Source organism: Enterobacter sp. UPMP2052 (assembly GCF_053709675.1).
The window spans coordinates 889,908-913,524 of sequence record NZ_JBSKJR010000001.1 but is presented as its reverse complement, the minus strand read 5'-3'; the positions used below and the strand labels follow the sequence as shown (position 1 = coordinate 913,524).

The window sequence follows — 23,617 nt, the reverse complement described above, 5'->3', positions numbered from 1 at the left end:
ATATATTCTGTACATTTCAGGTCTGACTTACGCACCTAAAAAAAGAGCCACGGTTTTCGCCGTGGCTCAATTATTTTAACCCCCCGCCAGTTTGACTTTCATGCCTTTGGCTTCGAGCAATGATTTAATTAAATCGCGTTTATCGCCCTGGATTTCGATAACCCCGTCTTTCACCGCGCCACCACAACCGCATTTCTTTTTTAATTCTGCAGCGAGTTTTGCCAGTTCGGCATCATCGAGATCAATACCTGTCACCAGACATACGCCCTTTCCCTTGCGTCCGCTGGTCTGGCGCTGGATACGCACAATGCCATCCCCCTTCGGGCGCTCGGCTTTCTCGCGTGGCTCATCAATGCGACCCGTGTCAGTGGAATAGACCAGGCGGCTGTTGGAATCGCTCATTACGCCCCCTTTTTTAACGATGCGTTGATGGCTTTCAGCGTCTGCGCCGGATCCGCTGATTGCGTAACCGGGCGACCAATAACCATATAGTCTACGCCTGCGGCCTGCGCCTGTTCAGGCGTCATGATGCGGCGCTGATCCCCTGCCTCACTTCCCGCAGGACGGATACCCGGTGTAACCAGCTTAAATTCACGTCCCAGCTCGGATTTAAAGCACACGGCTTCCTGCGCCGAGCACACGACGCCATCAAGCCCACAGCGTTGCGTCAGGCGCGCAAGGCGTTCCGCGTGCTCAGCAGGTGACAACGTCACACCCAGGTCGCGCAGGTCTGATGCGTCCATACTGGTCAGTACGGTTACGGCAATCAGCAGCGGCGCGTCTTTGCCAAACGGGAGCAGCGCTTCGCGTGCAGCCGTCATCATCCGCGCCCCGCCTGATGCATGGACATTCACCATCCATACGCCCAGTTCAGCGGCAGCGGCTACGGCGTGGGCAGTTGTGTTCGGGATATCGTGGAATTTCAGGTCGAGGAAGATATCGAAGCCGCGCTGTTGCAGGTCTCGCACAATTTGCGGGCCAAACAGCGTAAACATTTCTTTGCCGACTTTCAGGCGACAGTCGTGGGGATCGATACCGTCGACAAAGGCCAGCGCGGCATCACGGTTGTTGTAATCCAGGGCAATTACAACAGGAGAATCAGTAACTACGCGGGAAGTAGAGGAACTAACAGACGTCATGACCAGCCCTTTTCGTCTATGGGCGCCCAGCGGCGCGGGACAGATAAACGGCGAGCATTCTACCTGCCAGCGGCCAAAAATGACAGGAGCGATTTTTACCCTGCCCGAACACAGACCGCACTGCTGCCTGAATGGGTGTAAAAGTCATTAGTATGTTGTAACTAAAATACAGGCTTTTTAAAAATCACTGCCCGTCAAGACCGCGAATCGGTTTGATGGTTGACCAGGCCCGGCAGGAAGGACAATGCCAGTAGAGCGTGTAGGCGGTAAACCCGCATTTTTGACAGCGATAGCGCGGTTTACTGCGCACCTGCTCGCCGACCATGTCACGCAGCACCATCAGGCTCTCTTTCGCGCGCCCTTCTTCTGCGTCATTGAGGTGGTAGTCCATCAGCTTGTGGAAGACGCGCATGGTTGGATGGCGCTGTAACTGACGCGTGATGTACACCTGCGCGGTATCGCTGCCCTCATGCTGCTCGACGATGTCGGAAAGCATCAGCTCCGCCGTCGCCCCGGTATTTTCCTCCACGCAGCGACGCAGGAAGGTCACCCATTCATCCTGCTTGCCCAGCTGCTGGTAGCATGTCTGGAGCATTTCAAGCGTTTCGCTGACGAGTTCTTTATCCTGATCGATCACTCGCAGCAGGCTCTCCACGGCTTTGGCGTAATCGCCGCTCGCCATAAACACGCGGCCCATCATGATGGAGATACGCGCGCTGTTGCGATCCGCTGCCGCGCCTTTCTTCAGCAACGCCATGGCTTTATCCATGTCGTCGTTACCCATCTGCTGGAGCGCAAGCTCGCAATAGAAATGGGCGATTTCCACGCGCTGCTTGTCTTTACCCAGCTTAACCAGACGCTCGGCGGTGTCGATGGCTTTCTGCCAGTCGCTGGTGGCCTGATAAATCTGCAGCAGCTGTTGAAGCGCGCTGATGCGAAAATCGGTTTCGTCCACCAGCTGCATAAACATGTCTTCAGCACGATCGTACAACCCTGCCGCCATGTAGTCCCGGCCTAACTGCTGAACCGCCAGCAAACGCTGGTCATAGGTCAGCGAGGCGCTTTCCATTAAGGTCTGGTGAATACGAATAGCACGGTCTACTTCCCCGCGAGAGCGGAAAAGGTTACCCAGGGTGAGATGCGCTTCTACGGTGCCGGTATCCTCTTTGAGCATGTCGAGGAACAGATCTACCGCTTTGTCCTGTTGATTGCTCAGCAGGAAGTTCACCCCCGCAACGTAGTCGCGGGAGAGTCGGTTTGCTTCATCCTGTTTTGTTTGTTGCGCACTTCTGCGGCCCATATACCAGCCATAGGCTGCGGCTACAGGCAAAAGCAGAAACAACAACTCCAGCATATTCGATTATTCCTTGACGACCGGCACACCCGCGCTTTCCGGAATGTCGGTCATGGGCGCGATTTGATGTTCAAGTCGTTTAATTTTACGTTCAGCGCGCGCCAGAGAAACACGAACTTTGAGCCAGAACAGGCCACACACCAGCCAGCCGATGAAAAAACCTGCGGCGAATAACACGGCCAGCAGGCTTGATACGCGGTACTCGCCCTGCGCCAGCAGATAGTTGAAGGTAACCTGCTGATCGTTTTGTGCACCCAATGTGACTGAAATGACAAAAATCGCCAACACCAGTAAGAAAATGAGTAAATATTTCACATGACTTCCCGTTATGTGGTTCAAGCGAATAAAGTATGTTCAACTCACCGCAATCAGCCTTATAAACTACCATTTTAGTGACGGGCGCGAAACGGAAAAAGTGACGCGCCCATCATGGATTTATGGGCAAAAGGGGTAATATCAAGCTTCAGACCCCGCTTTGCTCCCTTTCGGCGATTTCTTGCTTCTCTTGCGGCGGTGGCGTAAGCGGCCCACAGAAGCGTTGGGCAAGCCAGGTGGCCAACGTCACCAGCAACCACGAGATAAGCGTCGCCACCACCAGATCCCGCGGCCAGTGCATGCCAAGCAGTAATCGACTGCCCATCACACCGGTGGCCCAGACCAGTAAAATCGCAATGGTTACCGTCCGCCGGCGCGGCCACAGCAGCCCAACGCCAAGCAGTGCCCAACTGGCGGCAAACATGGTATGCCCGGAAGGAAACGCAAATCCCGTCTCTTTCTGCCAGTGCTTACGCAAAAATGCGGGGATATCCTTTTGTTCCACCAGCTGCTCTTTCACCAGCGCGGCGCGATCTTTACGCTTTAAAGTGTAGAACTCATCCACCGGAACATGGTGCGTTTTTTCCAGCCACACCACGAAAGGCCGCGGCTCCTGCACACGATCTTTTACCCAGGACTTTACACCCTGCCCAACCAAAATGGCCGCGCCAAGGATCGCAAACAGCATGATTGCCGGGCGCAAACGAAAGCGCAGGCACCAGAGAAACCAGCCAAAAATCAGGATGTGGGTGATGATCCCCCACGGCTGCGTAACCGTCTCCGTGACCCAGTACAGGCTTTTCAGCCAGGCGGTATTATGTCCTGGCTCCCACATCCAGCCGGAGATCCACACGGCCACGGGCATGATCAACAGAATGGCCGCACCTGCTGCCGTACGTCTGGCGATTGAAAGCATTTCGTCTCCTTTTTTCGCTAAGCGTCACAATCATAACTGAATTCCATCCGAAAGGTGGATATGTCGGATCGTGCGTTTAACGTTCGTATAGCATGGCGGCCATTAGGCGAACGCGCTGAGCTTGTGGCAAAATAACCTCATACAGAAAGCCAAACAGGCGTAAGGCACGAAACGTGTCAGCCTACTCTGGAGAATCACATGCAGCTTAAACGTGTGGCAGAAGCCAAACTGCCAACCCCATGGGGCGATTTCCTGATGGTGGGATTTGAAGAACTGGCAACCGGACAGGATCACGTCGCCCTGGTGTTTGGAGACATTTCAGGACAGACACCGGTGCTCTCTCGCGTGCATTCCGAGTGTCTGACCGGCGATGCCCTGTTCAGCCTGCGCTGCGACTGCGGCTTCCAGCTGGAAGCGGCCCTGAGCCACATTGCCGAAGAAGGCCGCGGCGTACTGCTTTATCACCGTCAGGAGGGTCGTAACATCGGCCTGCTGAATAAAATCCGCGCCTACGCGCTGCAGGATCAGGGGTACGATACCGTTGAGGCCAACCATCAGCTCGGCTTTGCCGCTGACGAGCGCGATTTCACCCTCTGCGCGGATATGTTCAAGCTGCTGGGCGTGGACGAAGTGCGTCTGCTGACCAACAACCCGAAAAAAGTCGAAATTCTGACCGAAGCCGGGATCAATATCGTCGAGCGCGTGCCGCTGATCGTCGGCCGCAACCCGAAAAATGCGCACTACCTCGATACCAAAGCGGCCAAAATGGGCCATCTGCTGAGCGAGTAATTCGCGTATGCCCGGCATTTAGCCGGGCATAACCCGTCAGTTCAACATCTTACGGATTACATAGTGCAGGATGCCGTCGTTCTGATAATAGGTCAGCTCCGTGGCGGTATCAATGCGACACCGGCAGTCAAGGATTTCCGTTTTACCGTCGCTGCGCGTTAATTTTACCGGCACGGTTTTCCCTGGCTCCAGGTTTTGCAGGCCGCTGATGTCGATTTTCTCTTCTCCGGTCAGGCCCAGCGTTTTGCGGGTCACACCCTGCGGGAACTCAAGCGGCAGGATCCCCATCCCGATCAGATTCGAACGGTGAATACGTTCAAAGGATTCGGCAATCACCACGCGAACGCCCAGCAGTCGCGGTCCCTTCGCAGCCCAGTCACGACTTGAGCCAGAACCGTACTCTTTCCCGGCAATGACCGCCAGCGGCGTACCTTCCTGCTGATATTTAACGGCAGCATCGTAAATCGACACCACTTCGGTACCCGGCAGATGGCGCGTCATGCCCCCTTCCACGCCGGGCACCATTTCGTTACGAATGCGGATGTTGGCAAATGTACCGCGCATCATCACTTCATGGTTACCACGGCGTGAACCATAGGAGTTAAAGTCGCGACGCTCGACGCCACGCCCCTGCAGATAACGTCCGGCCGGGCTGTCGGCCTTAATGCTGCCCGCCGGGGAGATATGGTCCGTGGTGACCGAATCGCCCAGCATCGCCAGAATGCGGGCGCCGTGGATGTCCTTAAGCGGATCGGGCTGAGCCTGCATCTCATCAAAGAACGGTGAAAGACGAATATAGGTAGAGTCATTCTGCCACGCGTAGGTATCCGAGCCGACGACATTGATCTCCTTCCATTCCGGCGTCCCTTCGAAGACCTCGGCGTACTCTTTCCGGAACATCTCGGTGGAAACCTTTTCCACCGCCCGGGCGATTTCACGCGACGATGGCCAGATGTCTTTGAGATAAACAGGTTCATTCTTGCGATCGTGACCAATCGGGTCGGTCACGAGGTTGATATTCATGTTTCCGGCCAGCGCATAGGCCACGACCAGCGGCGGTGACGCCAGCCAGTTCGTTTTCACCAGCGGATGAATACGCCCCTCAAAGTTTCGGTTACCGGAAAGCACGGCACCAACGGTCAGATCGCCCTGCTTAATCGCCACTTCAATAGGCTCAGGAAGCGGACCGGAGTTGCCGATACAGGTCGTACAACCGTAGCCGACCAGGTTAAATCCAAGTTCATCGAGGTACGGCGTCAGCCTTGCCTGAGCGAGATAATCGGAGACCACCTTCGAGCCGGGTGCCAGAGAGGCTTTTACCCACGGCTGAGGCTTGAGGCCCAGCTCCACCGCTTTTTTCGCCAACAGACCGGCTGCCATCAGAACGCTGGGGTTCGAGGTATTGGTACAGGAGGTGATCGCGGCGATGACCACGGCACCGTCCGGCAGTGAGTATGGGTGGCCATTCATGACGTAATCCACCGCGTGACGATCTTTTTGCGAAGCATTAACTTCCAGTTCGTTGCTGGCGGCAAAGGCTTTTGGCACGTTGTTCAGCGCGACGCGATCCTGAGGACGTTTTGGTCCGGCGAGGCTGGCCTCAACGGTGCCCATATCCAGCTCTAGCGTGCTGGTAAACACGGGTTCATCACCGGGATTGCGCCACATGCCCTGCGCTTTGGTGTAGGCCTCTACCAGTGCGACCTGTTCTTCGCTGCGTCCGCTGAGACGCATATACTCCAGCGTCACGCCATCAATTGGGAAAAAGCCGCAGGTTGCGCCATATTCGGGCGCCATGTTGGCAATGGTTGCACGATCCGCCAGCGGCAATGAATCCAGCCCGTCACCGTAGAACTCGACGAATTTACCCACCACGCCATGCTTACGCAGCATTTGGGTCACGGTCAGCACCAGGTCAGTAGCCGTAATGCCTTCAGAGAGTTTTCCGGTAAGCTTAAAGCCGACAACATCAGGGATCAGCATAGAGACCGGCTGGCCGAGCATTGCGGCTTCCGCTTCTATGCCGCCCACGCCCCAGCCCAGCACGCCCAGACCGTTAATCATGGTGGTATGGGAATCGGTTCCCACCAGCGTATCCGGGTAGGCCAGCCACTCTTTATCCTGAAGCTCGCTCCAGACGGCTTTACCGAGATATTCCAGGTTTACCTGGTGGCAAATACCGGTGCCTGGCGGCACAACGCTAAACCGGCTGAACGCCTGTTGGCCCCATTTCAGGAACACGTAGCGTTCGTGGTTGCGCTCCATCTCAAGGCGCACATTTTCGCCGAAGGCATCATCGTCACCGAAGTGGTCAACGGTCACGGAGTGGTCAATAACAAGGTCTACAGGTGACAGCGGGTTAACTTTTGCCGTATCGCCGCCGAGCCGCTTGACGGCTTCGCGCATGGCGGCCAGATCGACCACGGCAGGCACGCCGGTAAAATCCTGCATCAGCACCCTCGCCGGGCGGTAGGCGATTTCTCTGTCAGCATGAGCATGCTTAAGCCACCCCGCCAGCGCCTGTATATCCTCCTCGGTAACAGAATCACCATCCTGCCAGCGTAAGAGGTTTTCCATCAACACTTTCAACGACTTGGGTAACCGCGAAATGTCCCCAAGGGTCCTAGCTGCCAGCGGTAAGCTATAGTAATTCCAGGTTTTATTTTCTGCCTGTAACGTGTCCTTACTGGCTTCGCGTAGGGTTAACGACATAAGCTCCTCCTTAATTCCAGAGATGTCCTGACAATCATCAGGGCTGTAATTAAAGATAACACAAAGATGTCGTAACGTTTTGATAACAACCCAAATTGATAAATTTAGGAATGGTCCATCAGGTTCGGAAAATGAAAAACCCCGCCGAAGCGAGGTTTTGGATCAGTTGACGGCCAGCCAGAGGAGCTGGCACCAGAACAGAATCGACACGGAGAAAACGCCGATCCATGACCAGTATTTGAGCGTTGTCATGTTATTCATCATAGGGGCACCAGGCTTTATTAATTAAGGTTCCGAGGTTTGCCCTCAGTTCTATATTGCCGATGTGTATTTATTAAAGAGTACAAAAGCGCAGAGACTTTATTCAGTCTATTTGCATTGCTACGCAAAAAGTAAATTATTGTTTTCTGGGTTCGTCTTCTGCGAACACATCAATAAAAGCCTGCTGCTGCGGCGTCAGCCGCCAGGATGCTGGCACACTGGTAGCCGGCGCTTTACGGCCCTTGTGGCTACTGTCACGATGTTGACACATCTGTTTAACCGTTTCTGTACGTACCGTCACTGCCATATTCAACCCCAATATTTCCAGGCAAGAAGAGCAACGACCAGCCAGAACAGGGCTGAGACCAGAAAGACCGCCAGCCAGGCTTTACGCTTAAGCGCGGGATCCCTTTGCGGTTCTTCACTTCCTGCAGGCATTGCTAACCTCATACAATCGATATCGCTTATCATTTTGAGACCAAACAATTGGTACAATTAATCATCGGTTGAGATAAATCCTAAAGAAACTTTAGCTGAAAAGCCAGTGAATTTACGTATCCAGGCATGGGAAATATTCATTCTTTTGACCAGAAATAAATATTTGAAAGGAATTATTTGCGTAGCGGTAAATTACTTTCTACTTTTGTCGCAATTTCGCGACAGTAAAACCCCACAAGTAAAATGGATTAGGGCTTTATATGGTCGCTAAGTGCAGATGATGATAATTCTGATTTAGTTTTAAGAAGATTAATCGGTATCTTTCCGCCGGGGAAAGATACCGGAAGTGATTATTTGGCAGGGAGCTTAATGTCTTTAAACATCTCTTCAATATCTTCATTGGAGCGTAATGCTACGGCGGTATCTACCACGTCACGTGTGAGATGCGGGGCAAAGCGCTGAATGAAATCATACATATAGCTGCGCAGGAAGGTGCTACGACGGAAGCCAATTTTAGTCGTGCTGTGGCTGAAGATGTCATGGGCATCAAGACGAACCAGGTCCGGGTCAGAAACCGGGTCAACCGCCATGCTGGCAATCACCCCAACGCCCAGCCCTAAACGCACGTAGGTCTTAATGACGTCCGCATCCGTTGCGGTGAAGACAATGCGGGGTGTAAGTCCCGCACGGTTAAACGCCGTATCCAGCTCAGAACGGCCGGTAAAGCCGAAGGTATAGGTCACCAGGGGATACTGGGCCAATTCTTCTATAGTCACCGAGCCTTTCCCCGCAAGCGGGTGATCTGGCGTAACGACAATTGAGCGGTTCCAGTGGTAGCAAGGCAGCATCACCAGATCGTCATACAGGTGAAGCGCTTCTGTCGCAATGGCAAAGTCCGCGTTGCCCTTGGAAACGGCTTCAGCAATCTGCGTCGGGGAACCCTGGTGCATATGCAGGGAAACGCGCGGATAACGCTCGATAAACCCTTTAATGACCCCTGGCAGGGCGTAACGCGCCTGGGTGTGCGTCGTGGCTATATAGAGCGAGCCTTTATCCGGCCAGGTATGTTCTCCGGCGACCGATTTAATGGCGTCGACTTTCGAAAGCACTTCCCGGGCAATGCGAATGATCTCCTGCCCCGCAGGCGTGACCTGCGTCAGGTGTTTACCGCTGCGGGCAAAAATCTGAATACCTAATTCGTCCTCCAGCATACGGACCTGCTTACTGATGCCGGGTTGCGAAGTGTAGAGTCCTTCTGCGGTCGAGGAGACGTTGAGGTTATGATTGACGACCTCAACAATATAGCGAAGCTGCTGTAATTTCATGCCAGACCATCCGATTTAGCGCACGGGTCAATCGCTTAAGACGATTTAATAATAAGAAACGAGTTAACTATAACCACTATATCATTTATAGCCTGACTGTATAGTACGGAACAAAAAATAATAACGACGTAATAAAAAGGGCCGGAGAACCGGCCCTTAAACAGGAAAGCTACGCGTTGCGAGGGTTATTTCTTGCCTTCAACCCATTTCCCGTCAACAAAGAAGGCTGACCAGCCGGTCGCTTTGCCCTCTTTCTCCGCAGCAACGTACTGCTGCTTCGTTTTACGACTGAAACGCACAACGGTTTTGTTGCCTTCGGGATCCTGCTGAGGCGCATCGGCCAGATAACGCAGTTTCTCCGGGAGGCGATCGCGGAAGCGATACAGCTCTTCCACCAGCGGCGCACGGGTTTCGCGAGATTTCGGGAAGGTGTTGGCCGCGAGGAACACGCCAGCTGCACCGTCACGCAGCACGAAGTAAGCATCAGACTTCTCACACGGCAGTTCTGGCAGCGGGACCGGATCTTCCTTCGGCGGCGCCACTTCGCCATTGCGCAGAATTTTACGCGTGTTCTTACACTCGTCGTTGGTGCAGGCCATGTACTTGCCGAAGCGCCCCATCTTCAGGTGCATTTCAGAACCACATTTCTCGCATTCAACGATCGGGCCGTCATAGCCTTTAATACGGAACTCACCCTCTTCGATCTCGTAGCCATCGCAGGTCGGGTTATTACCACAGACGTGCAGCTTACGTTTCGGATCGATCAGGTAGCTGTCCATGGCCGTGCCGCATTTCTGGCAGCGGCGTTTCGCACGCAGGGCGTTGGTCTCTGCATCATCACCTTCCAGCACATTGAGAACTTCGTTCTCAGGCACCAGGTTGATGGTGGTTTTGCAGCGCTCTTTTGGCGACAGCGCATAGCCGGAACAGCCGAGGAAGACGCCCGTTGTGGCGGTACGGATCCCCATTTTGCGCCCACAGGTTGGGCAGTCGATGCTGGTCAATACCATCTGGTTTGGCAGCATGCCGCCCTCTTCAGGATCTTTCTCCGCTTTTTCAAGCTGGTTGGTAAAGTCACTGAAGAAGCTATCAAGCACTTTTTTCCATTCTGCCTGATGGCTGGCAACCTGATCGAGGCTGTCTTCCATCTGCGCGGTGAAATCGTAGTTCATCAACTCGCGGAAGTTAGCTTCCAGACGGTCGGTAACAATTTCACCCATTTTCTCGGCATAGAAACGACGGTTTTCAGCACGAACGTAACCACGATCCTGAATTGTCGAGATGATCGACGCATAGGTCGACGGGCGACCGATACCGCGTTTTTCAAGCTCTTTCACCAGCGAAGCTTCGCTGAAACGTGCCGGTGGCTTGGTGAAGTGCTGAGCCGGAACCAGATCCACCAGCGACAGTTCATCACCCTTATTCACCGCAGGCAACGTTTTGTCTTCGTCGCCTTTACGCAACGCAGGCATCACCTTAGTCCAGCCGTCGAAGCGCAGAATACGCCCACGAGCTTTGAGACGGAAATCACCTGCGCCGACCGTCAGGGTCGTGGAATCATACTTCGCAGGCGTCATCTGGCAGGCCACAAACTGGCGCCAGATCAGCTGATACAGTTTTTGTGCATCCGCTTCCATGTCTTTCAGCGACTCGGCTAATACAGAGACATCGGAAGGACGAATCGCTTCGTGCGCTTCCTGCGAGTTCTCTTTGCTGGTGTACTGATTGGCATTTTCCGGCAGATATTTCTTGCCGAAATTGTCGCTGATATAACCGCGAACCATGTTTACCGCGTCCTGGCTCAGGTTGGTTGAGTCAGTACGCATATAAGTGATATAGCCCGCTTCATACAAGCGCTGCGCCATCATCATGGTTTTTTTCACGCCGTAACCCAGACGCGTGCTTGCCGCCTGTTGCAGCGTGGAGGTAATAAACGGTGCGCCAGGCTTGCTGCTGGTCGGTTTGTCTTCGCGATCCAGAACCTGATAACGCGCCTTCTCCAGCAGCGCCACCGCCGCCATGGTCTGGTCACGGTTAACGGGACGGAACGGCTTGTCGTTCTGGTGGCTCACCTGCAATGGCAGCGCATCGCCGCCTGGCGTGGTGACATTGGCATCGACTTCCCAGAACTCTTCCGGTACGAACGCTTTGATTTCACGCTCACGCTCAACCACGAGACGGACCGCAACCGACTGCACTCGACCGGCAGACAGGCCGCGGGCAATTTTTTTCCACAGCAGTGGCGAGACCATATAGCCCACTACGCGGTCCATAAAGCGGCGCGCCTGCTGAGCGTTTACACGGTCGATATTCAGTTCACCCGGCTTTTCAAATGCCTGGCGAATCGCATTCTTGGTAATTTCGTTAAACACCACACGGCTGTAGCGTTTGTCGTCCCCCCCGATCACTTCCCGCAGGTGCCATGCAATGGCCTCCCCTTCGCGGTCAAGGTCGGTTGCGAGATAGATGTGGTCTGCTTTTTCAGCAAGCTGCTTCAGCTCGTTAACGACTTTTTCTTTGCCGGGCAGCACTTCATATTGTGCATCCCAGTTATGCCACGGGTTAACACCCATGCGGTTGACAAGCGCGCTACGTTCATCCTTTTTAGGCTTTTTAGCCCCTTTGGTGGAGGTAGAGTCTGCGCTCTTTTTGCTGGCTGAGCCACTGGTCGGCAAATCGCGGATATGACCAACGCTGGACTTAACCACGTAGTCATTACCCAGATACTTATTGATCGTTTTGGCTTTTGCCGGGGACTCAACGATGACGAGAGCTTTACCCATATTCACCTTTACCTAATTTAATTCTTCCAGGAATACGCCGCACGTTGATATCCCTTCCGCTGACGACGAGCCAATGATATTGCGACTGCGCCAGGGGATATCAACCCCTTAGTCTTACCGAACGTCAGAAAGGCGACATCCAGGCCATTGAGTTTTCGGGTATTTTTCTCACATCAAGGACAATTCGTGACGAATTCCCGGTTGAATGTCAAGCAATTCTGTTGCCAGAATGACGAAAGCGCACACTGTACCTGATAAAATTCGTTACGCAACTTTATTAGCATGCAATAACAGATTGCGCCAGCCGGGGCCGGTGTGCTTACCCCCTCAGATAACAGGGAAAATTTGCCCCTGACGCCCCCTCGGCGTAAACTACTGCCACTGTTTTAAGGAGTAGAATATGCAGAATACGACCCAACCTATCGACCGAGCCTCTCTGCTTATCGAAGCAAACCGGCTTATTCGCGAACATGAAGATACTCTGGCGGGCATTGAAGCGACGGGCGTGGAGCAACGGAACGGCGTGTTAGTCTTTAGCGGCGAATACTTCCTTGATGAACAGGGGTTACCTACGCCGAAGAGCACGGCGGTATTTAACATGTTTAAATACCTGGCGCACACGCTCTCAGAGCGCTATCACCTGGTCGACTAAAGTAAAACGCGAGGCAAAGGCCTCGCGTTTTTGTTTACAGCAGCGGTTTCTGTCCGCGCTGCAGCCAGCGTAACAGCAGGCGATCGGCGCTTTCCGCTGCGCTGTTGGTGAAGCGGTCAAGCAGACGCTTACGCTGGGTAAAGCGCACGCCTACCAGCTCGTGCCCCTCCATCAGGTTCAGCAGCAGGTCGTCACTGGTCCCCACGTCATCCACCAGCCCCTTCTCCTGTGCCTGAATGCCGTACCAGTGCTCGCCCGTCGCGACACTATCAATATCAAGCGTTGGACGCATGCGGTGCACAAAGTCTTTAAACAGGTGGTGCGTTTCGTTGAGATCTTCGCGGAATTTCTGACGCCCTTCTTCCGTGTTTTCACCCAACAGCGTCAGGGTACGCTTGTACTGGCCTGCGGTATGCAGCTCAATGTCGATCTCTTTGTTTTTCAGGAAGCGGTTAAAGTTAGGAATTTGCGCCACGACGCCGATGGACCCAATGATGGAGAACGGCGCAGCAACAATTTTATCCGCCACGCAGGCCATCATATAGCCCCCGCTCGCCGCAACCTTGTCGACGGCCACAGTCAGCGGGATCTGTTTTTCGCGCAGACGCTGTAGCTGGGAGGCCGCCAGACCATAGCCATGAACCACACCACCAGGGCTCTCCAGACGTACGACTACCTGATCCTGCGGTTTCGCGACGGCCAGAACGGCTGTTACCTCTTCGCGCAGGGAAGAGACTTCATGGGCATCCATACTGCCTTTAAAATCCAGCACGTAAACCCGCGGTTTGCCTGCATCCTGAGGGAGGTTCAATTTTGCTTTGGCTTTTGCCGCTTTTGCCTCCTGCTTGTGCTTTTTCTTCTGCGCCTTGTGCCACAACTTCTGTTGATGGCTATCGAGCAGGGACAACGACATGTCTTCCTGCATCTCTTTATATTGCTCACTCAGGCGGGTAATGCGTAACTCACCACGCTGACGCTTGCGCTGCGTCAGGTTGACAATCAAAACGGCTATCACCGCAATAGCAATCACCACCGTTGCGATTTTTGCCAAAAACAGCCCATATTGAGAAAGTAATTCCACGCGTTCCACCTTGATTTGACCACGATTCTTCCACGCCAGTGTACATCAGCGCGGCGCGGGCGTCTCGCCTGTGACAAGACCTCTGCGAGTCGCCTTCAGGAATTCCCGCGTTTCTCTTTAAATAGTTGCAAATTGTTAATTTCTCAGCATTCTGTCCTGTAGACTGATTGAATTCTCATGCTATTTCGGGCATAAAGCCGAAAAGTCATATAAAGAAGGCGCGTTTAACGCTCTGTGCGCCCGAGGAGTCACCGTGCACTATCAACCGCAAAAAAATCTGCTGCAGAACCGAATTATTCTTGTCACCGGTGCCAGCGACGGGATCGGCCGCGAGGCCGCACTCACCTATTCAGAATACGGCGCAAGCGTCATCCTCGTGGGCCGTAACGAGGAGAAACTTAAAGCCGTGGCGCAGGAAATTGAACGTGCTGGCGGCACGTCCACGCCCTGGTATACGCTCGATCTGCTGACCTGTACGCCGGCAACGTGTAAGGAACTTGCCCAGCGTATTTCCGCCCATTACCCGCGCCTGGACGGCGTATTGCACAACGCGGGGCTGCTGGGTGAAGTCCGTCCGATGGACGAGCAGGACCCCGACATCTGGCAGCAGGTGATGCAGGTCAACGTCAACGGCACCTTCTTCCTGACTCAGGCACTGCTTCCTTTATTACTGAATTCGGATTCCGGCTCGCTGGTCTTTACCTCCTCCAGTGTGGGCCGTGAAGGGCGGGCAAACTGGGGTGCCTATGCGGCGTCGAAATTCGCGACCGAAGGTATGATGCAGGTGCTGGCTGAGGAGTATCAAAACCGCCATCTGCGCGTAAACTGTATTAACCCTGGCGGTACGCGTACCAAAATGCGCGCCAGCGCCTTCCCGACGGAAGATCCGCACAAGCTCAAAACCCCGGCGGATATCATGCCGCTGTACCTTTGGCTGATGGGCGACGACAGCCGTCGCAAAACGGGCATGACCTTTGATGCCCAGCCGGGTCGTAAACCGGGAATTTCACAATGAGTGACGAACGTCATCAGCAGCGCCAGCAGCGTCTTAAAGACCAGGTCGATGCCCGGGTGGCAGCGGCCCAGGAAGAGCGCGGTATCATTATTGTGTTTACCGGCAACGGCAAAGGTAAAACCACCGCCGCTTTTGGCACCGTCACCCGTGCCGTCGGGCACGGGCATAAAGTGGGTGTCATTCAGTTTATCAAAGGCGAATGGCCCAACGGCGAGCGTAATTTACTGGAGCCTCACGGCGTGGAGTTTCAGGTTATGGCAACCGGCTTCACCTGGGATACCCAAAACCGGGAAACGGACACCGCTGCCTGCCTTGCCGTTTGGGAGCATGCCAAACGGATGCTGGCTGACCCGACGCTGAACATGGTGGTGCTGGATGAGATCACCTATATGGTGGCTTATGACTATCTGTCGCTGGAAAGCGTGCTGGACGCATTGAAGAATCGCCCTGCGCACCAGACGGTGATCGTCACGGGGCGTGGCTGTCATCGGGATATTCTGGACCTGGCGGATACGGTCAGCGAGTTGCGGCCGGTTAAGCACGCCTTTGATGCAGGCATCAAAGCGCAAATTGGCATTGATTACTAAGAAAAAAGCCCGGTTGCGTTAACCGGGCTTTTCGTTTTAACCGTTGTTGTTACGGCTGCCAGAGCGGCGATTGCTGCTCACCTGGCTGTGACGTTTCACCGCACGACGGATCTGGTTCGCCTTCATGCGACGGCGATCTTTCTCCACGGCCACTTTAGAGGAGGTTTCCGGGGTGAGTTCAACCAGTTCACGCAGGTAGTTGGTTTGCGCCAGGTCCAGCTCGGTATACCCGCCGCGCGGCAGGCCTTTCGGCAGCAGGATATCGCCGTAGCGTACGCGGATCAGACGGCTCACCTGCACGCCCACCGCTTCCCACAGACGACGAACCTCGCGGTTACGGCCTTCGGTCAGGGTAACGTTATACCACTGGTTGATCCCTTCGCCACCGGTAAACTTGATGGTTTTGAACGCCGCAGGACCGTCTTCAAGCTGTACGCCACGCGACAGATCGCGCAGTTTGTTCTCATCAACCTGGCCGAAAACGCGCACGGCGTATTCGCGTTCCACTTCACGGCTTGGGTGCATCAGACGGTTTGCCAGCTCACCATCGGTGGTGAACAGCAGCAGACCGCAGGTGTTCACGTCCAGACGGCCTACGGCAATCCAGCGAGCGCCACGCAGTTTAGGCAAACGGTCGAAGACCGTTGGTCGCCCTTCCGGGTCATTACGGGTACACAGCTCGCCCTCTGGCTTGTAGTAAGCCAGCACGCGACAAATTTGTTCAGCGGACTCTTTAACCGAGATAAGATGACCGTCAATACGGATCTTCAACCCCGGCACGATTTCAACGCGGTCACCCAGCGTGGCGATTTTACCGTCCACACTCACGCGGCCCGCTTCAATAATGGCTTCAATTTCACGGCGTGAGCCGTGGCCGGCGCGCGCCAGCACTTTCTGTAACTTCTCGCTCATTGAGCTTCCTCAGGTGTCGCCTTCACAGGCGTCTGGTGTACTTTCAAAAACAACGAGTTAGCACCAATAACAACTTAACTCACTGATATATAACTATTTCATGGTACACAGCATGGCAAACAATATGTCACACACGCTGTCACACACAATGATTCGTGGGCGCACATACTACACTAACTTTAGACTAAATGATTCAACAAGTTTTTTGCATCTGGCTCCAGGTACTGACCGCCAAATACAAGCGAAAGTGATCATGGGTCAGATCCACCTGCACAACCCATTCGTTCAAAATGGGGAAAAGGACATTGAGGAGTTCAAAAGGAAGATTCTGGGTTACGAAACACAGTTTTGCTTAAGCCTAATGCTTATTGCGTATGTGGTTATTGTTTGTAAAATGACCGCTGTAATTATTTCTATCATAAGCAAACGGACTTATGCAGCAATATGCTAATGGGATCATGCCTGAATTTCGAGAATCCTCCTCACAGCCACCCTACGACGAAGATTTCTTTGCGGGCTGTGACAGCAAGACACGCGAAGTGTTTGAAGATTTTAACAAGCAAGTTAGTCGCCCAGTAACTTATATTTTTCGATTCGCTGTAGTGGGATGCGTAACCCGCAACGGCGGAGTGATCCGCAATGCTTCAGGAGGCTGTACGGCTGGAGGGTACAGGATTGCACGAGTGGGAGATAAAGTTGTCAAAGTTGTCTACGCTGAGAGCAGTGAAGCCACTATTATTTCCAGTACAGGTGGAGCGCGTATTATGCAGGGCGCATCTGCGGCACTGGTTGTAAGTACGGTTGACAATGGAGACGAAATAATCTCAACACCACAATCCGACAGCAGACTGGTTTTCCATGAAGGTGACACATTCTCGAAAGGATTCTTCACGATGCCAGGGAGTAAGCGCTAATGGCAGACAATGGTTACTTTCTGTTCAGGGGTGATAAGACGGTATGCGGCGGTCGGATTATTGAAGGATGGAGTGATCACCAGTTTTTCGGTAAAGACATGGCCTGTGAAGGCCATCAAGTGACCTGTGGTAAACATCCCGGTCGTTACCGTATCTGTGGCGGTCTTGTTACCGACGTTATACATGGTAAAAGGATTGCCGGAACGCTGCACAGCTATAGCTCCTGCCCATGCAAATCGAAATTCGTTCCATCAAACTGGGAGGATAATTACGAGCTTGGTGGTGAACCAACAGTAACGCACACCGAGCTATCTCACCTCGTCGAGATGCCTATACTTCCAGGGTCTATTGAGTCAGCACCGGAACAACACGCCCAGTTATCGCAGAAGCAAAACAGCTTTGCTGACTTCTGCAAGCCAGAAGATAACCCTTTATTGAATGGCGTTTACATCTGGACTGAAACCAAAAACGCAGGTCACGCTTTCGTTTCTGTGCATGAGAATAACCATGTCTACCTTTATACATACGGGCGCTATGGTAGAACCAATCCTTGGGGGTTTACGGGTGATGGCATTCTTAACTTCCTGCAAGATGAAGACGCAAGGGTGTACTATCGTTCTGAGCTGTATGAAATGAGTGCTCGCGTCTTCCGCATAGATGATGCCGATCCAGAGCTAACAAGAGAGTTCTTCGAAGACCGATGGAACAGCAGTAAACCATCGCTCCAAACGTCAAACATGAAAGCAACCACGAGGAGAAGAGGCCGCGCCATTGATAGGTATGATGTGACTGGCAGAAACTGCACCACGCATTCAGTCGAAGGGATCAAGTTTGCAGGCTCAAGAGTATTCGAACATGGTTATACATCGACGACGACACAGCTAACTATCGATGCCGAGGAGGATTTTACCATTCCTGTATCACTGCAAAGATTTCTCATCGGGAAAGGTGGAGACATGTCCTCAATGCTTGTAGTTGAGATGACAAGCGCATTTAAAGAGCATTACCCTAATTCAGACAATTTGCAGCCATTCCAGGAAACTCCCGGTGGGAAATTTCAGCATATCGTTGCAGATGGTGCGGCTATTGGAGATTCATTGTCTCCATATTCAGGCGGCACTGTTGACGGTGTATTAGGAGGTTCTTATGGCGATGACAACTAAAACTAAAACTCTTTTCCGATGGGGCGGAATCTGCATTGTATCGCTTTGCTACTTTATTGGGTTGGCGCTAGCGACATTCTCATTTTCTGCTTTCAGCGAGAATGAAAGTATGCAATTTTCTAACCCTATACCGTTGAATGAATACCATGCTTCGATTGATTCTATCCTTCAAGCTACAGGTATAGTTTTCGATGCAGCAATTTACGGATTTGCGATTTGTGTCCCTCTGATCCTGCTCATTTTCAAGAAGGTGAGATGACTGACAAAGGCTGGAGAAATCCAGCCTCCGCTCTTTCCTTAATTTCAGGCATTAAAAACCTTATTTACAAGAAAGGTTTAACGTCACCTACGCCCTCACGAATCACTTCCGGCGCATCTTCGGTAAGATCTATCACTGTTGTCGGCTGCTGGCCGAGGTAGCCGCCATGAATGATCAGCTCTACCACCTTCTCCAGGCGATCTTTGATCTCTTCCGGATCTGACTCGGTAAATTCGCTGCCGGGCAGCATCAGCGACGTTGAGAGCATTGGCTCGCCCAGGGTTTCCAGCAGCGCCTGCGCAATCGGGTTAGAGGGTACGCGCATCCCAATGGTTTTGCGTTTTTCCTGCAACAGACGGCGCGGCACCTCTTTAGTCCCTTTCAGGATGAAGGTGTAATTGCCGGGCGTGTTGTTTTTGATCAGGCGAAACGCCACGTTGTCGACGTAGGCATAGGTCGACAGTTCAGACAGATCCCGACACATCAGGGTAAAGTTATGCCCGTCCGGGAGCTGGCGAATGCGGCAGATGCGCTCCATTGCGCCTTTGTCTTCAATTTTGCAGCCCAGCGCGTAGCCCGAATCGGTCGGGTAGACGATCACGCCGCCCTTACGAACAATCTCCACGGCCTGATTAATCAGACGCGCCTGCGGGTTATCCGGATGAATATAGAAAAACTGACTCATACTTCCCTCTCTTCAATATGCTGTGGCTGTTCCCAGAGCGTCCAGACAGGCTCTACGCCTGCAGGAAGCCAGAGCTTACGCCCCAGTTCAATCCACGCGCAGGGTTGATGAAAATCAGAGCCCTGTGAGCCAAGAAGGCCAAACTGTTGTGCATAGGTCGCGAGCTGGGATCGCTCATTGGGCGCCTGCTGGCACTGGGCAACTTCCATCGCCTCACCGCCGTTTTCGGCAAAGTGTGCCAGCAGTCTTTTCAGCCATTTAGCAGAAAGATTATACCGCCCGGGATGGGCCAGCACCGCCTTACCGCCAGAATGATGAATGACATCAATAGCTTGTTTTATTGTACACCACTGTGGCGGAACGTATCCTGTTTTCCCACGCGCCAGATATTTTTTAAAGACGTCGGCCATCGTCGTGGCCTTGCCCGCCTCAACCAGAAAACGGGCAAAATGACCGCGCGTCACCGCCCCGCCCTTCGCCAGTTTTTGCGCGCCTTCCAGCGCCCCGGGGATATGTGCCTTTTCCAGCCGCTCGCCAATCATCTCGGCACGCTGGTTGCGGCGGACTTTTTGTTCTTGCAAAAACGCGCGCATTGCCGGATGGTCTATATCGATGTTCAGGCCAACGATATGAATTTCATGGTTTTCCCAGAGGGTCGAAATTTCGACGCCGGCAATCAGGTTGAGCGCTAATCCGCTACGGGCAATTTCGGCGCGCGCCGCCGGGATCGCATCGGTGGTATCGTGATCGGTTATCGCCAGGGTGCCGACCCGCATTTCTGCGGCGCGATGGACCAACGCCTCGGGCGTCAGCAAGCCATCAGAGGCCTGTGTATGACTGTGTAAATCGTAAATTATGGCGTATGTGGTATCGCTCAAAGCACTTCCCGTTACAGGTTACAAACCTTCTAAAACCCTATGATAACGGCCTTGCGAGAAATTATGAAATCAAGGGTTGACAATACGCCATTGAACTAGTTAACTAGTACGCAAGTTCACACGAGAAAGGTATCTGAAAATGACAGCACATTTCGCTTTGCACGGTTGGTGGCGCACTTCCTGATTATCGGGCGGTGTCACGCGTCTGCGACAAGCAAACAGATACCCGGCCCGCTCCCAAGCGGGCTTTTTTTTGAACAAAATATGATGAGAACACAACCATGCAAACAGCCAAACCCAACCTCGAACTGCTGACCTGCGAGGCGGCCTATCGCCATAATCCGACCGCGCTGTTTCACCAGGTGTGCGGCGCGCGCCCGGCCACCCTGCTGCTGGAATCGGCGGATATCGACAGCAAAGACGATCTGAAAAGCCTGCTGCTGGTCGACAGCGCGCTGCGCATTACTGCATTAGGTGACGTCGTCACTATTAAGGCCTTATCAGAAAATGGCGCGTCGCTGCTGCCCCTGCTGGACGCGGCTCTGCCGTCAGGCATCGACAACGAACGCCATCCGGAAATGCGCATTCTGCGCTTCCCGCCGGTCAGCCAGCTGCTGGACGAAGATGCACGCCTTTGCTCCCTGTCTGTATTTGATGCTTTCCGCCTGCTGCAGAATCTGGTCTCGGTGCCGGAAGACGAGCGTGAAGCCATGTTCTTCGGTGGACTGTTTGCCTACGATCTGGTCGCCGGTTTCGAAACGCTGCCGGAAACCGAGCAAGGCAACCGTTGCCCGGACTACTGCTTCTATCTGGCCGAAACCTTGTTGGTGATCGACCATCAGAAAAAATACACCCGTATACAGGCCAGCCTGTTTACGCCTTCTGCCGCAGAGAGAAACCGCCTTGAGCACCGCATCGCTCAGTTGCAACAGCAGATGACACAAGAGCCACCTGCACTGCCGGTGCAGCGCGTGGAAAAAATGGCCTGTGACGTAAACCAGACCGACGATCAATACGGTGCGGTGGTTCGTCAGATGCAGAAAGCGATCCGCGCCGGGGAAATTTTTCAGGTGGTGCCGTCTCGCCGCTTCTCACTGCCCTGCCCGTCGCCGCTGGCGGCCTATGACGTGCTGAAAAAGAGCAACCCAAGTCCGTACATGTTCTTTATGCAGGATAACGATTTCACGCTGTTCGGCGCGTCGCCGGAAAGCTCCCTGAAGTACGATGCCACCAGCCGCCAGATTGAGATCTACCCGATTGCCGGCACGCGCCCGCGTGGACGCCGTGCTGATGGCACGCTCGATCGCGATCTCGACAGCCGTATCGAGCTGGAGATGCGCACCGATCACAAAGAGCTGTCCGAGCACCTGATGCTCGTAGACCTGGCGCGCAACGATCTGGCACGTATCTGCACCCCCGGCAGCCGCTACGTGGCAGACCTGACCAAAGTTGACCGCTACTCGTTTGTGATGCACCTCGTCTCCCGCGTGGTTGGCGAACTACGTAGCGACCTCGACGTGCTGCACGCCTACCGTGCCTGCATGAACATGGGCACCCTGAGCGGCGCGCCGAAAGTCCGTGCAATGCAGTTGATCGCCGAAGCCGAAGGCCGTCGACGCGGCAGCTACGGCGGCGCGGTGGGGTATTTCACCGCGCACGGTGACCTGGACACCTGCATCGTGATCCGCTCCGCGTATGTCGAGGACGGGATCGCCACCGTTCAGGCGGGCGCAGGGATTGTTCTTGATTCTGTTCCGCAGTCTGAGGCTGACGAAACGCGCAGTAAGGCCCGCGCGGTACTGCGCGCCATTGCGACCGCCCATCATGCACAGGAGATTTTCTGATGGCTGACATTCTGCTGCTCGATAATATCGACTCCTTTACCTACAACCTGGCAGATCAGCTGCGTGCAAACGGTCATAACGTTGTTATCTACCGTAACCATGTTCCGGCGCAAACGCTGATTGACCGTCTGGGTACCATGCAAAACCCGGTGCTGATGCTCTCTCCGGGGCCCGGCGCACCGAGCGAAGCGGGCTGCATGCCTGAACTGCTGACCCGGATGCGCGGCAAGCTGCCGATCGTCGGCATCTGCCTGGGTCATCAGGCGATTGTGGAAGCGTACGGCGGTTACGTCGGCCAGGCGGGTGAAATTCTGCACGGTAAAGCATCCAGCATTGAACACGACGGCCAGGCCATGTTTGCCGGGCTGCCAAATCCGCTGCCGGTGGCGCGCTATCACTCGCTGGTAGGCAGCAATATCCCGGCCGGTTTGACCATCAACGCCTCGTTTGAAGGTATGGTGATGGCCGTGCGTCACGATGCGGACCGCGTATGCGGACTGCAGTTCCACCCGGAATCGATTCTGACCTCTAACGGCGCGCGCCTGCTTGAGCAAACGCTGAACTGGGCGCTGCAGAAGCTGGAGCAGACCAACACGCTGCAGCCGATCCTTGAAAAACTGTACCAGGCGCAAACCCTGAGCCAGCAGGAGAGCCACCAGCTCTTCTCCGCGGTGGTGCGTGGCGAGCTGAAACCTGAGCAACTGGCGGCCGCGCTGGTCAGCATGAAGGTGCGCGGCGAAAGCCCGCAGGAGATTGCCGGTGCGGCAACGGCCCTGCTGGAAAACGCCGCCCCGTTCCCGCGTCCCGACTATCAGTTTGCCGATATCGTCGGTACCGGCGGTGACGGCAGCAACAGCATTAATATATCCACCGCCAGCGCCTTCGTGGCGGCTGCCTGTGGTTTGAAAGTGGCAAAACATGGCAACCGCAGCGTGTCCAGCCGGTCCGGTTCATCCGACCTGCTGGCGGCATTTGGGATTAACCTCGACATGCAGGCCGAACGCTCGCGTGAAGCGCTGGACGACCTCGGCGTTTGCTTCCTGTTCGCGCCGAAATACCACACCGGTTTCCGCCACGCGATGCCGGTTCGTCAGCAGCTTAAAACGCGCACGCTGTTTAACGTTTTAGGCCCGTTGATCAACCCGGCCCATCCGCCGCTGGCGCTGATTGGCGTTTACAGCCCTGAGCTGGTATTGCCAATTGCCGAGACGCTGCGCGTGCTGGGTTATCAGCGTGCCGCTGTCGTTCATAGCGGTGGTATGGATGAGGTTTCGTTACACGCGCCAACGCTTGTCGCTGAACTGCGCAACGGTGAAATTCTGAGCTATCAGCTCGACGCGGCTGACTTCGGTTTAACGCCGTATCATCAGGAGGCGCTGGCAGGCGGCACGCCGGAAGAAAACCGTGACATTCTCACGCGCTTATTACAAGGTAAAGGTGAAGTCGCTCATGAGGCCGCCGTTGCTGCCAACGTCGCCATGCTGATGCGTTTGCACGGTGAGGAAGATCTGAAGGCCAACGCGCAAAAAGTTCTGGACGTACTGCGCTCCGGTGCAGCTTACGATCGCGTTACCGCACTTGCGGCAAGAGGGTAA

At 54.2% G+C, this 23,617-nt stretch carries 24 protein-coding genes and 1 other annotated feature; of the genes, 10 read left to right on the top strand and 14 right to left on the bottom strand.

The genetic code is table 11. The features are described 5' to 3' along the window. Positions 1 to 75: 75 nt before the first annotated feature. From yciH to pgpB, 5 genes are all read right to left on the bottom strand, one after another. Complete coding sequence (gene yciH, locus ACWKX3_RS04180) at positions 76 to 402, bottom strand: stress response translation initiation inhibitor YciH (RefSeq protein WP_006175661.1); 327 nt, start codon at positions 400 to 402, stop codon at positions 76 to 78. Then, on the bottom strand, positions 402 to 1,139 hold the full coding sequence (gene pyrF / locus ACWKX3_RS04175) for an orotidine-5'-phosphate decarboxylase (RefSeq protein WP_454541320.1): 738 nt from the start codon (positions 1,137 to 1,139) through the stop codon (positions 402 to 404). Before pyrF ends, yciH begins: the two co-directional genes overlap by 1 nt. Positions 1,140 to 1,323: 184 nt before the next feature. Then, positions 1,324 to 2,493, bottom strand: a complete 1,170-nt coding sequence (lapB, locus tag ACWKX3_RS04170) for a lipopolysaccharide assembly protein LapB (RefSeq protein ID WP_058608673.1) — start codon at positions 2,491 to 2,493, stop codon at positions 1,324 to 1,326. A gap of 6 nt (positions 2,494 to 2,499) precedes the next feature. Next, positions 2,500 to 2,808 carry a LapA family protein gene (locus ACWKX3_RS04165; protein WP_006175670.1) on the bottom strand — a complete coding sequence of 103 codons (309 nt, stop codon included), beginning with the start codon at positions 2,806 to 2,808 and terminating at the stop codon, positions 2,500 to 2,502. 148 nt (positions 2,809 to 2,956) lie between these two features. After that, positions 2,957 to 3,724 carry a phosphatidylglycerophosphatase B gene (gene pgpB, locus ACWKX3_RS04160; protein ID WP_454541319.1) on the bottom strand — a complete coding sequence of 256 codons (768 nt, stop codon included), beginning with the start codon at positions 3,722 to 3,724 and terminating at the stop codon, positions 2,957 to 2,959. Between the two features lie 198 nt (positions 3,725 to 3,922). Between pgpB and ribA the strand changes: the two genes are divergently transcribed. After that, on the top strand, positions 3,923 to 4,513 hold the full coding sequence (ribA, locus tag ACWKX3_RS04155; RefSeq protein ID WP_003856813.1) for a GTP cyclohydrolase II: 591 nt from the start codon (positions 3,923 to 3,925) through the stop codon (positions 4,511 to 4,513). Positions 4,514 to 4,549: 36 nt separating this feature from the next. On the opposite strand, the gene acnA is transcribed toward ribA, so the two are convergent. The 5 genes from acnA to topA all read right to left on the bottom strand — a co-directional run bounded on the left by acnA (position 4,550) and on the right by topA (position 12,032). After that, a complete protein-coding gene (acnA, locus tag ACWKX3_RS04150) occupies positions 4,550 to 7,225 on the bottom strand; it encodes an aconitate hydratase AcnA (protein ID WP_006175676.1) in 2,676 nt (891 codons plus the stop codon). Positions 7,226 to 7,387: 162 nt separating this feature from the next. Continuing rightward, positions 7,388 to 7,486: a small membrane protein YmiC gene (gene ymiC / locus ACWKX3_RS04145; RefSeq protein WP_042320567.1), complete on the bottom strand. Its 99-nt coding sequence runs from the start codon at positions 7,484 to 7,486 to the stop codon at positions 7,388 to 7,390. Between the two features lie 309 nt (positions 7,487 to 7,795). Beyond that, entirely contained in the window at positions 7,796 to 7,936 is a 141-nt protein-coding gene (locus ACWKX3_RS04140) for a YmiA family putative membrane protein (protein ID WP_216647795.1), read from the bottom strand. Between the two features lie 338 nt (positions 7,937 to 8,274). Further along, on the bottom strand, positions 8,275 to 9,249 hold the full coding sequence (gene cysB, locus ACWKX3_RS04135; protein ID WP_006175683.1) for an HTH-type transcriptional regulator CysB: 975 nt from the start codon (positions 9,247 to 9,249) through the stop codon (positions 8,275 to 8,277). 185 nt (positions 9,250 to 9,434) lie between these two features. After that, a complete protein-coding gene (topA, locus tag ACWKX3_RS04130; RefSeq protein WP_058608669.1) occupies positions 9,435 to 12,032 on the bottom strand; it encodes a type I DNA topoisomerase in 2,598 nt (865 codons plus the stop codon). Between the two features lie 400 nt (positions 12,033 to 12,432). Here topA and ACWKX3_RS04125 point away from each other — a divergent pair, with 400 nt between their 5' ends. Beyond that, complete coding sequence (locus ACWKX3_RS04125; protein WP_006175686.1) at positions 12,433 to 12,684, top strand: YciN family protein; 252 nt, start codon at positions 12,433 to 12,435, stop codon at positions 12,682 to 12,684. A 34-nt stretch (positions 12,685 to 12,718) separates the two neighbouring features. Here ACWKX3_RS04125 and sohB read toward each other — a convergent pair whose 3' ends face one another. Further along, positions 12,719 to 13,765, bottom strand: coding sequence for a protease SohB (gene sohB, locus ACWKX3_RS04120; protein WP_137273298.1), 1,047 nt, complete (start codon positions 13,763 to 13,765; stop codon positions 12,719 to 12,721). A 253-nt stretch (positions 13,766 to 14,018) separates the two neighbouring features. On the opposite strand from sohB, the gene ACWKX3_RS04115 reads away from it, so the two are divergent. Continuing rightward, entirely contained in the window at positions 14,019 to 14,780 is a 762-nt protein-coding gene (locus tag ACWKX3_RS04115; RefSeq protein WP_058608667.1) for a YciK family oxidoreductase, read from the top strand. Then, positions 14,777 to 15,367 (top strand): cob(I)yrinic acid a,c-diamide adenosyltransferase, encoded by a 591-nt coding sequence (gene cobO, locus ACWKX3_RS04110; RefSeq protein ID WP_058608666.1) that lies wholly within the window; start codon positions 14,777 to 14,779, stop codon positions 15,365 to 15,367. The genes ACWKX3_RS04115 and cobO overlap by 4 nt, the downstream gene beginning before the upstream one ends. A gap of 36 nt (positions 15,368 to 15,403) precedes the next feature. On the opposite strand, the gene rluB is transcribed toward cobO, so the two are convergent. Further along, on the bottom strand, positions 15,404 to 16,279 hold the full coding sequence (gene rluB / locus ACWKX3_RS04105) for a 23S rRNA pseudouridine(2605) synthase RluB (protein WP_006175690.1): 876 nt from the start codon (positions 16,277 to 16,279) through the stop codon (positions 15,404 to 15,406). 434 nt (positions 16,280 to 16,713) lie between these two features. Here rluB and ACWKX3_RS04100 point away from each other — a divergent pair, with 434 nt between their 5' ends. From ACWKX3_RS04100 to ACWKX3_RS04090, 3 genes are read left to right on the top strand one after another with little or no spacing between them, the layout of a single operon-like run. After that, positions 16,714 to 17,193, top strand: a complete 480-nt coding sequence (locus tag ACWKX3_RS04100; RefSeq protein WP_454541318.1) for a PAAR domain-containing protein — start codon at positions 16,714 to 16,716, stop codon at positions 17,191 to 17,193. After that, a complete protein-coding gene (locus ACWKX3_RS04095) occupies positions 17,193 to 18,356 on the top strand; it encodes a PAAR domain-containing protein (protein WP_454541317.1) in 1,164 nt (387 codons plus the stop codon). Before ACWKX3_RS04100 ends, ACWKX3_RS04095 begins: the two co-directional genes overlap by 1 nt. Next, a complete protein-coding gene (locus ACWKX3_RS04090; protein ID WP_454541316.1) occupies positions 18,340 to 18,615 on the top strand; it encodes a hypothetical protein in 276 nt (91 codons plus the stop codon). The genes ACWKX3_RS04095 and ACWKX3_RS04090 overlap by 17 nt, the downstream gene beginning before the upstream one ends. A 64-nt stretch (positions 18,616 to 18,679) precedes the next feature. Here ACWKX3_RS04090 and ACWKX3_RS04085 read toward each other — a convergent pair whose 3' ends face one another. Both ACWKX3_RS04085 and rnm read right to left on the bottom strand, forming a co-directional pair. Next, entirely contained in the window at positions 18,680 to 19,300 is a 621-nt protein-coding gene (locus tag ACWKX3_RS04085; protein ID WP_006175691.1) for an L-threonylcarbamoyladenylate synthase, read from the bottom strand. After that, positions 19,297 to 20,178 (bottom strand): RNase RNM, encoded by an 882-nt coding sequence (gene rnm / locus ACWKX3_RS04080; protein ID WP_236348316.1) that lies wholly within the window; start codon positions 20,176 to 20,178, stop codon positions 19,297 to 19,299. The genes ACWKX3_RS04085 and rnm overlap by 4 nt, the downstream gene beginning before the upstream one ends. A gap of 139 nt (positions 20,179 to 20,317) precedes the next feature. Between rnm and trpL the strand changes: the two genes are divergently transcribed. The 3 genes from trpL (at position 20,318) to trpD (ending at position 23,617) form a co-directional block, all read left to right on the top strand. Then, complete coding sequence (trpL, locus tag ACWKX3_RS04075; protein ID WP_071524153.1) at positions 20,318 to 20,362, top strand: trp operon leader peptide; 45 nt, start codon at positions 20,318 to 20,320, stop codon at positions 20,360 to 20,362. Further along, positions 20,339 to 20,433: a sequence feature (Trp leader region), on the top strand. (Overlaps the previous gene by 24 nt.) Before the next feature lie 26 nt (positions 20,434 to 20,459). Further along, positions 20,460 to 22,022: an anthranilate synthase component 1 gene (locus ACWKX3_RS04070; RefSeq protein WP_454541315.1), complete on the top strand. Its 1,563-nt coding sequence runs from the start codon at positions 20,460 to 20,462 to the stop codon at positions 22,020 to 22,022. Further along, complete coding sequence (trpD, locus tag ACWKX3_RS04065) at positions 22,022 to 23,617, top strand: bifunctional anthranilate synthase glutamate amidotransferase component TrpG/anthranilate phosphoribosyltransferase TrpD (protein WP_006175694.1); 1,596 nt, start codon at positions 22,022 to 22,024, stop codon at positions 23,615 to 23,617. The genes ACWKX3_RS04070 and trpD overlap by 1 nt, the downstream gene beginning before the upstream one ends.